This window comes from Pseudomonas anguilliseptica, assembly GCF_021375795.1.
Classification (GTDB): domain Bacteria; phylum Pseudomonadota; class Gammaproteobacteria; order Pseudomonadales; family Pseudomonadaceae; genus Aquipseudomonas; species Aquipseudomonas anguilliseptica_A.
Genome location: NZ_JAEIOI010000003.1, coordinates 591,173 through 604,673, shown reverse-complemented (window position 1 = coordinate 604,673; position 13,501 = coordinate 591,173). Strand labels below are relative to the sequence as shown.

14 protein-coding genes and 2 pseudogenes are annotated in these 13,501 nt (G+C 61.0%); 7 read left to right on the top strand and 9 right to left on the bottom strand.

All coding sequences use genetic code 11. The features are described from left to right. The first annotated feature begins 58 nt into the window (after positions 1-58). From IOD17_RS14380 to IOD17_RS14365, 4 genes and pseudogenes are all read left to right on the top strand, one after another. On the top strand, positions 59-307 hold the full coding sequence (locus IOD17_RS14380) for a DUF2933 domain-containing protein (protein WP_233685746.1): 249 nt from the start codon (positions 59-61) through the stop codon (positions 305-307). A gap of 5 nt (positions 308-312) precedes the next feature. After that, positions 313-741, top strand: a pseudogene (locus tag IOD17_RS14375) (heavy metal-binding domain-containing protein); the annotation flags it as partial. A gap of 63 nt (positions 742-804) precedes the next feature. Beyond that, a pseudogene (locus IOD17_RS14370) lies at positions 805-1,271 on the top strand (transposase); the annotation flags it as partial. Between the two features lies 1 nt (position 1,272). Continuing rightward, on the top strand, positions 1,273-2,163 hold an 891-nt coding region (locus tag IOD17_RS14365), incomplete at its 5' end, for an IS3 family transposase (protein ID WP_233685745.1). A gap of 275 nt (positions 2,164-2,438) precedes the next feature. Here IOD17_RS14365 and IOD17_RS14360 read toward each other — a convergent pair. The 4 genes from IOD17_RS14360 to glyQ all read right to left on the bottom strand — a co-directional run bounded on the left by IOD17_RS14360 (position 2,439) and on the right by glyQ (position 6,865). Further along, positions 2,439-3,212: a lysophospholipid acyltransferase family protein gene (locus IOD17_RS14360; protein ID WP_233685744.1), complete on the bottom strand. Its 774-nt coding sequence runs from the start codon at positions 3,210-3,212 to the stop codon at positions 2,439-2,441. Positions 3,213-3,244: 32 nt separating this feature from the next. Then, entirely contained in the window at positions 3,245-3,778 is a 534-nt protein-coding gene (gene gmhB / locus IOD17_RS14355) for a D-glycero-beta-D-manno-heptose 1,7-bisphosphate 7-phosphatase (protein ID WP_233685743.1), read from the bottom strand. Positions 3,779-3,866: 88 nt separating this feature from the next. Next, positions 3,867-5,921 carry a glycine--tRNA ligase subunit beta gene (gene glyS, locus IOD17_RS14350; protein WP_233685742.1) on the bottom strand — a complete coding sequence of 685 codons (2,055 nt, stop codon included), beginning with the start codon at positions 5,919-5,921 and terminating at the stop codon, positions 3,867-3,869. Then, complete coding sequence (gene glyQ, locus IOD17_RS14345; RefSeq protein WP_233685741.1) at positions 5,918-6,865, bottom strand: glycine--tRNA ligase subunit alpha; 948 nt, start codon at positions 6,863-6,865, stop codon at positions 5,918-5,920. Before glyQ ends, glyS begins: the two co-directional genes overlap by 4 nt. A gap of 66 nt (positions 6,866-6,931) precedes the next feature. On the opposite strand from glyQ, the gene IOD17_RS14340 reads away from it, so the two are divergent. The 3 genes from IOD17_RS14340 (at position 6,932) to IOD17_RS14330 (ending at position 8,772) form a co-directional block, all read left to right on the top strand. After that, the gene (locus tag IOD17_RS14340) at positions 6,932-7,489 is read left to right on the top strand and encodes a DNA-3-methyladenine glycosylase I (protein ID WP_233685740.1); all 558 of its coding nucleotides are present in this window, start codon (positions 6,932-6,934) and stop codon (positions 7,487-7,489) included. Positions 7,490-7,534: 45 nt separating this feature from the next. Beyond that, positions 7,535-8,422, top strand: a complete 888-nt coding sequence (locus tag IOD17_RS14335; RefSeq protein WP_233685739.1) for a lysophospholipid acyltransferase — start codon at positions 7,535-7,537, stop codon at positions 8,420-8,422. A gap of 80 nt (positions 8,423-8,502) precedes the next feature. After that, entirely contained in the window at positions 8,503-8,772 is a 270-nt protein-coding gene (locus tag IOD17_RS14330; protein ID WP_233685738.1) for a PilZ domain-containing protein, read from the top strand. Here the strand turns inward: IOD17_RS14330 and IOD17_RS14325 are convergent. The 5 genes from IOD17_RS14325 to def all read right to left on the bottom strand — a co-directional run bounded on the left by IOD17_RS14325 (position 8,769) and on the right by def (position 13,405). Then, entirely contained in the window at positions 8,769-9,098 is a 330-nt protein-coding gene (locus tag IOD17_RS14325; RefSeq protein ID WP_233685737.1) for a hypothetical protein, read from the bottom strand. The two genes, IOD17_RS14330 and IOD17_RS14325, sit on opposite strands and share 4 nt — an antisense overlap. Positions 9,099-9,203: 105 nt before the next feature. Continuing rightward, the gene (gene trkA, locus IOD17_RS14320) at positions 9,204-10,577 is read right to left on the bottom strand and encodes a Trk system potassium transporter TrkA (protein WP_233685736.1); all 1,374 of its coding nucleotides are present in this window, start codon (positions 10,575-10,577) and stop codon (positions 9,204-9,206) included. 12 nt (positions 10,578-10,589) lie between these two features. Further along, positions 10,590-11,903, bottom strand: a complete 1,314-nt coding sequence (gene rsmB, locus IOD17_RS14315) for a 16S rRNA (cytosine(967)-C(5))-methyltransferase RsmB (RefSeq protein WP_233685735.1) — start codon at positions 11,901-11,903, stop codon at positions 10,590-10,592. Beyond that, positions 11,900-12,844 (bottom strand): methionyl-tRNA formyltransferase, encoded by a 945-nt coding sequence (fmt, locus tag IOD17_RS14310; RefSeq protein WP_233685734.1) that lies wholly within the window; start codon positions 12,842-12,844, stop codon positions 11,900-11,902. Before fmt ends, rsmB begins: the two co-directional genes overlap by 4 nt. Before the next feature lie 54 nt (positions 12,845-12,898). After that, positions 12,899-13,405: a peptide deformylase gene (gene def, locus IOD17_RS14305; protein WP_233685733.1), complete on the bottom strand. Its 507-nt coding sequence runs from the start codon at positions 13,403-13,405 to the stop codon at positions 12,899-12,901. Positions 13,406-13,501 lie beyond the last annotated feature (96 nt).

Here is a 13,501-nt window from a genome sequence, read left to right as displayed (position 1 = left end):
TCCGCTTTACTTGAGCCGCCTATGCTGATCCAACAGCCATTGAATTGAGGCTATTGTCATGGACCACACTCATCACTCCAGCACGACTGAACCGCCTTTTTGGAAGAGCAAGATCGGTATTTCGCTAATCATGCTGGCCGTAATCGGCATCTTCTATGTGGCGCGTGAGCATTACGGTCACCTTTCGCAGGCCCTGCCGTACCTCATCCTGCTGCTGTGCCCACTGATGCATCTGTTTGGCCATAATCACGGCGGGCATTCCCACTCCAGCAGCACCGCTGTTTCCAAGGACGAAGAAAGGAAATAAATCGCATGCATAAGACCTCCTGCCATCATGACCAGGATCATGCACATAACTCGCTCGCTCACTCCGAGAGCCAGCGCGACCCGGTGTGTGGCATGGAGGTCAAACCTGATAGCCCTTACCACGAGAGCGTTGAAGGGAAGGCCTATCGTTTCTGCAGTGCGAAGTGCCTGGAGAAATTCCAAGCAGATCCTCATCAGTACACGAGCCATCAGTCGCATGGTGGGCATCACCAGCACGTGACTCCAGCACCCACATCGACACCCGTAAGTGCTGAATACACCTGTCCGATGCATCCAGAGATTCGTCAACCGGCTCCCGGAAACTGCCCGATCTGCGGGATGACGCTGGAACCTGTCATCCCGGAGCTGGAAGAGGAGGAAAACCCAGAGCTGAAGGACTTCTCGCGGCGGTTCTGGTGGACTTTACCGTTGACCTGAATAGGCCCCGCTTCCCTAGAGACCTCCGAGCCTCATAATTGAGGCCCATTAGGAGGTGCCATGAGCAACCAGCGTTACCCCGAAGAATTCAAGATCGAAGCGGTCAAGCAAGTGACCGAGCGCGACCGCCCTGTTGCCGAGGTCGCGGCTCGGTTGGGCGTATCCACACACAGCCTGTATGTGTGGATCAAGCGCTACAGTAAGCCGGAAGCCCAGCGCAAACGCGAAGATGATCAACAAGCCGAGTTGCGTCGCCTGCGTGCCGAGCTCAAGCGAGTGACCGAGGAGCGCGACATCCTAAAAAAGGCCGCCGCGTACTTTGCCAAGGAGTCAGGCTGAGGTACGTCTTTGTCCGCCAGCTCTCGGCGAGCTACTCCGTTCAACGTCTCTGCCAGGTGCTGAAAGTGCATCCCAGCGGCTACTACGCCTGGCTGAGCGAGCCCAAGTCTGCGCGAGCCAAGGACGATCAGCGCTTGCTAGGTCTGATCAAGCATTCATGGCTGGAAAGCGGTGGTGTCTACGGCTACNTGCCAAGGAGTCAGGCTGAGGTACGTCTTTGTCCGCCAGCTCTCGGCGAGCTACTCCGTTCAACGTCTCTGCCAGGTGCTGAAAGTGCATCCCAGCGGCTACTACGCCTGGCTGAGCGAGCCCAAGTCTGCGCGAGCCAAGGACGATCAGCGCTTGCTAGGTCTGATCAAGCATTCATGGCTGGAAAGCGGTGGTGTCTACGGCTACCGCAAGATCCATGCGGATTTGCGCGAGTTGGGTGAGAGCTGCGGACGACATCGTGTTGCCAGGCTGATGCGTGTGGAAGGATTGCGCTCGCAGACGGGTTATCGTCGTCGACCTGGCCGTTACGGAGGTAAGCCCGCCACGCCGGCACCGAACCGGCTGGAGCGCCAGTTCAATGTCAGTGAACCCAATAGGGTCTGGGTCACTGACATCACCTACATTCGCACCTACGAAGGCTGGCTGTACTTGGCAGTGGTGCTCGACCTGTTCTCTCGTCAGGTCATCGGCTGGTCAATGAAGTCCCGCATGAGCAGCGATCTGGCCATTGACGCGCTATTGATGGCGGTATGGCGGCGCAAGCCGAGGCAAGAGGTGATGATCCACTCCGACCAGGGCAGTCAGTTCAGTAGTGCGGACTGGCAAAGCTTTCTCCGAGCCAACAATCTGACGAGCAGTATGAGTCGGCGAGGCAACTGTCATGACAACGCGGTCGCCGAGAGCTTCTTCCAGCTGCTCAAGCGCGAGCTGCTCAAGCGCAAAATCTACGGGAGCCGCGACGAAGCGCGGAGCGATGTATTCGATTACATCGAGATGTTTTACAACCCCAAGCGACGACATGGTTTCGCTGAGAAGCTGTCACCGATAGAGTTCGAACGTCGTTATTTTCTGAGGCAGGATGGTCTCTAGAAAACCGGGGCCTATTCATGCAGTACTAGAAACCCCCTGCAACTGTTCAAGTTGCAGGGGCTTTTTTTGTTCCACATGGAACATCTGGCGCTGTTTTTTCGGCTGTATGCGGCATAAAAAAGCCGGCCTCTGAGAGGCCGGCTGGCGGCGTGTGCGGGAAACTTATGCACCAATTCGAGGAATTAAACAGTCCAAGAAAATTATTTATAAATCATAGTCTTGAACTGATTAATGGCACTCTGCCGGTATTTCGCGCACAGGTTATCCACAATTGATCAGGCAGGCTCGGTGGCCTCTAGGGGTTGATCCAGGCTGTCCAGCGAGCCGATCTCATACTGCGCCTGGCTGACCCAGGCAAAGGCACGATCATTGAGTTCGGCGATGGCGCGTGGACCACTGCCTTCGGCGTGCATCAGCGGGCCGATCACCACCTGGATGGTGCCTGGGGTTTTGCTCCAGCCCAGTTTGGGCCAGAACTCACCGGCGTTGTGGGCAATCGGCAGCACTGGGAGGTTGGCATTGACTGCCAGGGCGGCACCACCGCGGCTGAACTTGCCAATCTGTCCTGGCGGGATACGTGTGCCTTCCGGGAATACCAGCACCCAGGCGCCCTGCTCCAGTCGCTCATGACCCTGCTTGGCCAGCTGCTTGAGCGCCGCTTTGGGGTTGCTGCGGTCGATGGCGATGGGCTTGAGCATGGCCATGGCCCAGCCGAAGAACGGCACGTAGAGCAGTTCACGTTTGACCACCTGGCTCAGCGGTTCGAAGAAGCCGGAAAGGAAGAAGGTTTCCCAGGTGCTTTGGTGCTTGGCCAGGATCACACAGGGCTGCTCCGGAATGTTCTCCAGGCCCTTGATCTCGTAGCGGATACCGACGACCACCTTGGCCAGCCAGACGGCGCAGCGGCACCAGTTCTGGATGACGAAACGATAGCGGGCGCGGAAGGGCAGGAAGGGTGCAACGAAGACGCTGAGAATGCACCAGAAGAACGAGCTGGAAGAGAGCAGCAGGTAGAAGAAGAAAGTTCTGATGGTCTGCACTGTCGACATGGGAGCTTTTACCGTCGCAGGCAGGGCCTGCTTTATAAGTGGAGAAGCTGATCGGCAACCGCCGCCAGATCATCGAATATCAGGGTGCCCGCTGGCAATCCTTTGGCCAGGGTGCGTTCGCCCTTGCCGGTCTTTACCAAAACAGGCTGACAGTCGACGGCGCCGGCCGCTGTCAGGTCACCGCTGCTGTCGCCAACAAACCACACGCCCGTGAGTGCAACGCCATAGTACGCCGCGATCTGTTCGAGCATGCCGGGTTTCGGCTTGCGGCAGTTGCAGCCTTCATCCGGGCCATGCGGGCAGTAGACCACCAGACCCAGCTCACCGCCCTGCTCGGCCACCAGTTCACGCAGGCGCGTGTGCATGGCATCCAGCGTGGCCAGGTCGTAATAGCCGCGGGCGATTCCCGATTGGTTGGTGGCCACTGCTACGGTCCAGCCGGCTTGCGAAAGGCGTGCGATGGCTTCCACTGCACCAGGCAGTGGAAGCCATTCGTCGAGGCTTTTGATATAGGCGTCGGAGTCGTAATTGATTACGCCGTCGCGATCAAGAATCAGCAGTTTCATCGTCTTATCCATAACCGGGAGACGGTGATGGCCGGCACCCGGTAGAGGTAAAGGTGGGCTGTGCAGCCCACCGGGTGTTCAGCAGGCCTTAGCCCAGTACCGAGATATCCGCGACGCCGAGGAACAGGCCGCGCAGCTTGGCCAGCAGTGCATAGCGGTTGGCCCGCACGGCAGGGTCTTCGGCGTTGACCAGTACGGCCACGAAGAAGGCGTCCACCGGCTCGCGCAGGTTGGCCAGTTGGCTCAGCGCCAGGTTGTACTGGCGTGCGGCAGCCAGAGGCTGTACTGCATGTTCGGCCTGCTGGATGGCGGCGTTGAGGGCGAACTCGCTGGGGTTGTCGAAGTGATGGGCTTCGACGCTCGCTGCGACCTGGCCTTCGGCTTTGCTCAGCAGGTTGGATACACGCTTGTTGGCAGCCGCCAGGGCTTCTGCTTCGGGCAGCTTGCGGAACGCCTGTACAGCCTGCACGCGTTGGTCGAAGTCCAGCGGCGAAGTCGGGCTGACGGCACGCACGGCCTGGTACACGGCCACGTCGACGCCTTCGTCCTCATAACGCGCACGCAGGCGGTCGAAGATAAAGTCCTGTACCTGTGGAGCCAGGCCGTCGGCTTTGACCTTATCGGCGAACTGGTTGATGGAGAAAGCGATGGCTTCGGCCAGGTCCAGATCCAGCTGCTTCTCGATCAGGATGCGCAGCACGCCGAGAGCGGCGCGACGCAGGGCGTAGGGGTCCTTGCTGCCGGTGGGCAGCATGCCGATGCCGAAGATGCCGACCAGGGTATCCAGCTTGTCGGCCAGGGCCACGGCAGCACCGGTGAGGGTGCTCGGCAGCTCGGCGCCGGCACCGCGCGGCATGTACTGCTCGTTCAGCGCCAGGGCGACGTCTTCGGCTTCGCCATCGTGCTTGGCGTAGTAGTAACCAGCGATGCCCTGCATTTCTGGGAATTCGCCGACCATTTCACTGGCCAGGTCGCACTTGCAGAGGATGCCTGCACGCGCGGCGCGGGTAGCGTCGCCACCGATGCGCTGGGCGATAAAACCAGCCAGGGCGGAGACACGCTGCGCCTTGTCATAGACCGAACCGAGCTGGGCCTGGAACACCACGTTGGCCAGGCGCTGGTTGAAGCTTTCCAGCTTCTGCTTCTTGTCCTGCTTGAAGAAAAACTCGGCGTCGGTGAGGCGTGGACGCACCACCTTCTCGTTGCCGGAAATGATCTGCGCCGGGTCTTTGCTCTCGACGTTGGCCACGGTGATAAAGCGTGGCAGCAGCCTGCCGTTGCCATCGAGCAGGCAGAAGTACTTCTGGTTGTCCTGCATGGTGGTGATCAGCGCTTCCTGCGGCACTTCGAGGAAGCGTTCCTCGAACGAGCAGACCAGCGGCACCGGCCATTCGACCAGTGCGCTAACTTCGTCGAGCAGCGCTGGCGGCACGATGGCGCTGCCCTGCTCTGCTGCAGCCAGTTCATTGACCCGCGCGATGATCTGCGCGCGGCGCTCGGCAAAGTCGGCAATCACATAGGCGCTGCGCAGATCTTCGGCATAGCTGGCCGGCGAGCTGATACGCACGTCGTGGTTGGCGTGGAAGCGGTGGCCACGGGAAACCCGGCCGGCTTGCTGGGCAAGGATTTCGCAATCGATCACTTCGTCACCGAACAGCATCACCAGCCACTGGCTTGGGCGGACGAATTCGGTTTTGCGCGCGCCCCAGCGCATACGTTTCGGGATCGGCAGTTCGTTCAGCGAGGTTTCAACGATGCCCGGCAGCAGGCCAGCTGCCGCTTGACCCGCAATGCTCTGGCTGAATTTCAGCTTGGGGCCGCTCTGATCAATCTGGCTCAGCTCAACGCCGCACTTCTTGGCGAAGCCCAGCGCAGCCTGAGTCGGGTTGCCGTCCTTGTCGAACGCCGCCTGTACGGGCGGGCCATCGAGGTTGACGGTGCGGTCCGGTTGCTGGGTCGCGAGTTGCTCCACCAGCACTGCCAGACGACGCGGTGCAGCGTAATAGCGTACGTTGCTGTAGCCAAGGCCAGCAGCCTTGAGGCCTTTCTCGATGCCAGCCAGGAAGGCTTCACCGAGGGTTTTCAGGGCTTTGGGTGGCAGCTCTTCGGTGCCCAGTTCTACCAGGAAATCGTGCGCACTCATTCTGCAGCCTCCAGCTTGGCCAATACTTCATCACGCAGGTCGGGGGTGGCGAGCGGGAAGCCGAGTTTGCGCCGCGCTTGCAGGTAGCTCTGCGCCACCGAACGGGCCAGCGCACGCACGCGCAGGATGTATTGCTGACGCGCAGTCACCGAGATGGCTCGGCGCGCATCCAGCAGGTTGAAGGTGTGTGAGGCCTTGAGCACCATCTCGTAGGTCGGCAGCGGCAGCTCCAACTCGATCAGGCGGTTGGCTTCCGACTCGTAGAAGTCGAACAACTCGAACAGCTTGTCGACGTTGGCGTGCTCGAAGTTGTAGGTCGATTGCTCCACTTCGTTCTGGTGGAACACATCGCCATAGGTGACCTTGCCGAACTGGCCGTCAGTCCACACCAGGTCGTATACCGAGTCGACGCCCTGCAGGTACATGGCCAGGCGCTCCAGGCCATAGGTGATCTCACCGGTCACCGGGTAGCACTCGATGCCACCGACTTGCTGGAAGTAGGTGAACTGGGTGACTTCCATGCCGTTCAACCAGATTTCCCAACCCAGACCCCAGGCGCCGAGGGTCGGCGATTCCCAGTTGTCTTCAACGAAGCGGATGTCGTGCACCAGCGGATCAATACCGATGGCCTTCAGCGAGCCGAGGTACAGCTCCTGGAAGTTCTCCGGGTTCGGTTTCAGCACCACCTGGAACTGGTAATAGTGCTGCAGGCGGTTGGGGTTTTCGCCATAACGGCCGTCGGCCGGCCGACGGGAAGGCTGCACGTAGGCGGCGTTCCAGGTCTCTGGGCCAATGGCACGGAGAAACGTGGCGGTGTGGAAGGTGCCCGCGCCAACTTCCATATCGTAGGGCTGCAATACCACACAGCCCTGCTCGGCCCAGTACTGTTGCAGGGCGAGGATCAAGTCTTGGAAGGTGCGCACGGCAGGCGTAGTCTGGCTCACAAATTTCACCCGTACTTTGGCGGCTTGAGAAAGTCCGCGAGTATACCGAAGCTCAGGAAAACCCGCATGCCACGCTGCTTTTGGTGCTCTGACGATCCGCTTTATCAGGCTTACCACGATGAAGAATGGGGGGTACCGCAACGTGACCCCCAGGTGTTGTTCGAGTTACTGCTGCTGGAGGGTTTTCAGGCCGGCCTGTCGTGGATCACCGTGTTGAAGAAGCGCGAGCATTACCGCAAGGTGCTGTTCGCTTTCGATGTGCAGCGCCTGGCTGCACTGACCGACGAATACATCGAAGACACCCTGATGCGGGACCCCGGCATCATCCGCAACCGCCTCAAGCTCCAGGCTGTGCGTAAGAACGCCCAGGCCTGGCTCAAGCTGGAAGACCCGGTGGCGCTGCTCTGGTCGTTTGTCGGCGGCGTGCCGAAGATCAACCACTTTAGCGAACGCGGCCAGGTACCGGCGGTGACCCCGGAAGCCGAAGCAATGAGCAAGGCGCTGAAGAAGGCCGGTTTCACCTTTGTCGGGCCGACCATCTGTTACGCCTATATGCAGGCCAGCGGCATGGTCATGGATCACACCACCGACTGTGACCGCTACGCGCAACTCAACGCCCGCTAGCGCAGGCGGTTACAATGGGCGCCTTTTGATCGGCTGGAGTTGCCTGTGGAAAAGTTCAAAGGTGCCCTGGTGGTGGGGTTTCTGCGCCTGTTTGCCCTGCTGCCATGGCGAGCGGTGCAGGCGGTGGGCGCGGCGATTGGCTGGCTGATGTGGAAGCTACCGAACCGTTCCCGTGAAGTGACCCGGATCAACCTAGCCGGCTGTTTTGCCCACCTGCCGGCGGATCAGCGTGAACGTCTGGTGGGTGAAAGCCTGCGGGATATCGGCAAGACCCTTACCGAAAGTGCCTGCGCCTGGATCTGGCCCGCCAACAAGACCCTTGGCCTGATCAAGCAGGTTGAGGGCATGCAGGTGCTGCAGGATGCCCTGGCCAGTGGCAAGGGCGTGGTGCTGATCAGCAGCCACCTGGGCAACTGGGAGGTGCTGCTGCAGTACGTCTGCTCGCTGTGCAAGCCGATCATTCTCTACCGCCCGATCAAGCTCAAGGCCGTCGATGAGCTGCTGGTCAAACAGCGCGTGCAGCTGGGTAACAGCCTGGCACCGTCGACCAAGGAAGGCATTCTCAGCCTGATCAAACAGGTGCGCAAAGGCGGTGTCGCAGGGATTGCCGCCGACCCGGAGCCGAGCCTGTCGAGCGGTGTATTCGTGCCCTTCTTCGGGGTGCCGGCGCTGACCAGCAAATTTGTGCCGTCGCTGGTCAAGGACCGCAAGGCTGAAGCGGTATTTATGCACGCCCTGCGCCTGGACGATGGCAGTGGCTACCGTGTGGTTATCGAAGCGGCGCCAGACGCGCTCTACGGCGAAGATATCGAAGCGGCGGTAGCTGCGCTCAATCAGGGCATCGAAAAACAGGTGCGGCAGGCACCCAGCCAATATATGTGGAATATGAAGCGCTTCAAAAAGCGCCCGGAAGGTGAAGCCAAGTGGTACTGAGGCGGTCGTAGAGCGGACTCAAGTTGCAGGTGGGGTCGGCTCTCGACTAGTCTGCCAAGAACAACTCGAACGGACGGCGCATGAGCAATAGTCGAAAGAATGTCCGCACCCCCCTCAAGGTACGCCTGCGCATCGATCACCCGGTGCACGGTGAGCTGATGGTCACCACTCGGGATATTTCCGAATGTGGCGTGTATGTGCTGATGGATCAGGCGCAAAACATGCTGGCCATGGGCGAGCAGGTGCAGGGTCAAGTACAGGGCCTGCCGATGGAGGCACCGGTCCTTACTCTGGAAGTGGTGCGCGTTGAGCCGCTGGGCGTTGGCCTGCGCTTTATCCAGAACGACTAGTCGGCGGGCTTCTGGGCGAGCTTTTCCAGCCGTTTGAGAAACACCGCAATCTCTTTGCCGGCCTGCTTGTCGCCCTTCTGTTCTGCCGCCTGTAATCCCTGCATCCAGGCCGTTCGTGCCTGATCCTGCAAGCCCTGCTTGTTCAGCGCCTGACCGAGCAGCTTCCAGGCAGCTGAATACTGCGCATCGAACTCAACGCAGCGCTGCAAATGCTCCGCCGCCCTGGCGAACTCAGCCGCATCCAGATAGCCCTTGCCCAGGCCGAAGCGCAGCAGGGCGTTGTCCATTCCCTTGGCCAGCATCTTCTCCAGGGCTTCTGTGCTCATCGAATATTCCCTTTACTGTTTAGAACCTGTTTCGGAGCTCGCGAACTAGAGCGAGGCCATTTCTAACGCAGTATCGTCGACACGCAGCAGATCCGAGACTGGTTCTTAGAAGAAGGTCAGGCCGACCTGGAATAGCCGCTCAGCATCACGGATGTATTTCTTGTCGACCAGAAACAGGATCACGTGGTCACCGGATTCGATCACCGTGACGTCGTGGGCGATCAGCACTTCTTCGTCGCGGATGATCGCGCCGATGGTGGTGCCTGGCGGCAGGGCGATGTCTTTGATGGCGCGGCCGACCACCTTGCTTGATCGGGCATCACCGTGGGCGATAGCCTCGATGGCTTCGGCTGCGCCACGGCGCAGGGAGTGCACGCTTTCGATATCGCCACGGCGTACGTGGGTCAGCAGAGTACCGATGGTCGCCAACTGCGGACTGATGGCGATGTCGATCTCGCCGCCCTGTACCAGGTCGACGTAGGCCGGGTTGTTGATCAGGGTCATCACCTTGCGCGCGCCGAGGCGCTTGGCCAGCAACGAGGACATGATATTGGCTTCGTCGTCGTTGGTCAGCGAGAGGAAGATGTCGGCGTCGCTGATGTTCTCTTCCACCAGCAGATCGCGGTCTGAGGCACTGCCTTGCAACACGATGGTGCTGTCGAGGGTTTCCGAGAGGTAGCGGCAGCGTGCCGGGTTCATTTCGATGATCTTTACCTGGTAGCGGCTTTCGATGGCTTCGGCCAGGCGTTCGCCGATATGCCCGCCACCGGCGATCACCACCTTCTTGTAGCTGTCTTCCATGCGGCGCATTTCGCTCATCACCGCACGGATGTGCGCCTTGGCGGCGATAAAGAACACTTCATCATCGGCCTCGATCACCGTGTCGCCCTGCGGCATGATCGCCCGGTTGCGACGGAAGATCGCCGCCACGCGGGTGTCGACATTGGGCATGTGCTCGCGCAGCTGACGCAGCTGCTGACCGACCAGCGGGCCGCCGTAGTAAGCACGCACCGCCACCAACTGGGCCTTGCCTTCGGCGAAGTCGATGACCTGCAAGGCACCGGGGTACTCGATCAGGCGCTTGATGTAGTTGGTCACCACCTGCTCGGGGCTGATCAGCACGTCGACCGGAATCGACTCGTTGCTGAACAAGCCGCTGCGCGTCAGGTAGGCCGCCTCGCGCACCCGGGCAATCTTGGTCGGGGTATGGAACAGGCTGTAGGCCACCTGACAGGCGATCATGTTGATCTCATCGCTGTTGGTCACCGCCACCAGCATGTCGGCGTCGTCCGCGCCTGCTTGGCGCAGCACTGTCGGGAACGAACCACGGCCTTGCACGGTGCGAATATCCAGGCGGTCGCCGAGGTCACGCAGACGGTCACCGTCGGTGTCGACCACGGTGATGTCGTTGGCTTCACTGGCCAGGTGTTCCGCCAGGGTGCCACCGACTTGGCCGGCACCGAGAATGATGATCTTCACAGGATCGCTCCGTTAGCCGCGGGGAGTCGCGGCGACTTTGATCAGCTTGGCATAGTAAAAGCCGTCATGGCCGTCTACTTGCGGGAAGAGCTGGCGACCGTGAGGCGTTTGCACACCGAACGGGCCGCCGATATCTAGCTCGCGGGCACTTGGAGTGCGGGCGAGGAAAGCGGCGATATTGTCACTGTTCTCTGCCGGCATCACCGAGCAGGTGGCATAGAGCAGGATGCCGCCGACCTCCAGGGTCTGCCACAGGCTGTCCAGCAGTTCGCCTTGCAGCTGCGCGAGGGCGGGAATGTCATCGGCCTGGCGGGTCAGCTTGATATCCGGGTGACGGCGAATCACCCCGGTGGCGGAGCACGGTGCGTCGAGCAGAATGCGCTGGAACGGCTTGCCGTCCCACCAGGCAGCCAGGTCGCGGCCATCGGCGGCAAACAGTTCGGCTTGCAGATTGAGGCGCTTGAGGTTTTCGCGCACGCGCACCAGGCGTTTTTCTTCCAGATCCACCGCCACTACGCCGCTCAACCCTGGTTCGGCTTCGAGCAGGTGGCAGGTCTTGCCGCCGGGCGCGGCGCAGGCATCCAGCACGCGTTGGCCAGGCGCCAGGTCGAGCAGTTCGGCAGCCAGTTGCGCCGCCTCGTCCTGCACGCTGACACGGCCTTCGCCGAAACCCGGCAGGGTGGTCACGTCGCAAGCTTGCAGCAGGCGGACGCCATCGCGGCTAAAGGTGCAGGGTTCTGCTTCAAAGCCGACGCGGCGCAGTTCCGCCAGGTAGTCATCACGGCTGCCGAGGCGGCGGTTGACCCGCAAAATCAGCGGCGGATGAGCATTGTTGGCCGCGCAGATGCTTTCCCAGTGTTCCGGCCACTGGGCTTTCAGGGCTTTTTGCAACCAGCGAGGGTGGGCGGTGTGCAGCACCGGATCACGGTCGAGGCTGGCGATAATGCTTTCGCCGTCGCGCTGGGCGTTGCGCAGCACGGCATTGAGCAGACCCTTGAGCGAGGGCTTTTTCAGCTTATCGACGCAGGCCACCGTTTCACCGATGGCGGCGTGGGCGGGAATACGGCTGTAGAACAGCTGGTACAGGCCGATCAGCAGCAGCGCTTCGACATCCCGGTCGGCGGCCTTGAAGGGTTTTTGCAGCAGCTTTTCGGCGATCAGGGCCAGGCGTGGTTGCCAGCGTGCAGTGCCAAAGGCCAGATCCTGGGCCAGGCCACGGTCGCGCGGCTCGACCTTGTCCAGCAACGGCGGCAGGCTGCTGCCCAGCGAAGCCTTGCCGGCCAGCACGCTGGCCAGGGCGCGGGCGGCGGCCAGACGTGGGTTCATTGCCCGAGCACCAGGCCAGGGGCGAACTGCTCGCGGCGGCTGTTGTACAGGTCGCTGAAGGCCAGTGCCTTGCCGCCGGGCAATTGCAGGCGGGTCAGGCGTAATGCGCCTACGCCACAGGCCACGGTCAGGCCGGATTTATCGGCGGCGAGAATGCGGCCAGGTGTACCACTGCCCTCGCCCAACTCAGCGGCATGCACCTTGATGGCGTCGCCACCGAGGGCGCTATGGCAGATCGGCCAGGGATGAAAAGCGCGTACCAGGCGCTCCAGCTCCACGGCCGGGCGGTTCCAGTCCAAGCGCGCTTCGTCTTTGTTCAGCTTGTGCGCGTAGGTGGCCAGGCTGTCGTCCTGCACCTCGCCCTTGAGCGTGCCATCGGCCAGGCCAGTGATGGCTTCAATCACTGCTTGTGGGCCGAGGCTGGCGAGGCGGTCGTGCAGGCTGCCGCCTGTATCGACTGGCGAGATCGGGGTGCTGACTTTCAGCAGCATCGGCCCGGTATCCAGGCCGGCTTCCATCTGCATCACGGTCACGCCGCTTTCGGCATCGCCGGCTTCGACTGCGCGCTGAATCGGTGCGGCGCCACGCCAGCGTGGCAACAGCGAGGCGTGACTGTTGATACAGCCCAGGCGCGGTGTATCCAGCACCACCTGCGGCAGGATCAGGCCGTAAGCGACCACCACCATCAGATCGGGTTTGAGCGCCGCCAGCTCGGCTTGTGCGGCAGGGTCGCGCAGGGTCTGCGGCTGGTAAACCGGGATGTCATGCTGCAGAGCGAGCTGCTTGACCGGGCTGGGTGTGAGCTTCTGCCCGCGGCCTGCCGGGCGGTCCGGCTGGCTGTATACAGCAATGATCTGGTGTTGGCTGTCGAGCAGCGCTTTGAGGTGCTCGGCGGCGAATTCCGGGGTGCCGGCAAACACGATACGCAGTGCTTCAGTCATGGGGGCTCGCTAAAGAAAAAGGCTTGCCGCAGCAAGCCTTTGTAATGATGTGGCTCAAGCCTGCTGGCGGTGCTGCTTTTCCAGCTTCTTCTTGATGCGGTCGCGTTTGAGCGTAGACAGGTAATCGACGAACAGCTTGCCGTTGAGGTGGTCGCATTCGTGCTGGATGCATACGGCAAGCAGGCCTTCGGCGATCAGCTCATAGGGCTGGCCATCACGATCCAGGGCCTTGATCTTGACCTTCTGCGGGCGGTCGACGTTTTCGTAGAAACCCGGCACCGACAGGCAGCCTTCCTGATACTGATCCATTTCCTCGGTCAGCGGCTCGAACTCGGGGTTGATAAACACCCGTGGCTCGGACTTGTCCTCGGACAGATCCATCACCACCACGCGCTTGTGCACGTTGACCTGCGTCGCAGCCAGGCCAATGCCCGGTGCGTCGTACATGGTTTCAAACATGTCATCGATCAGTTGACGCAAGGCGTCGTCGACCACGTCCACCGGCTTGGCGATGGTGCGCAGGCGCGGATCGGGAAATTCGAGGATATTCAGGATCGCCATATGCGTTTGTGATGCACTTGTGGAATAAAGTCAAAATCCGCTGCTAAGATGATGAGCAGCATTGAAAAACGGCTTCACGCCGCAGCACGACTGGGT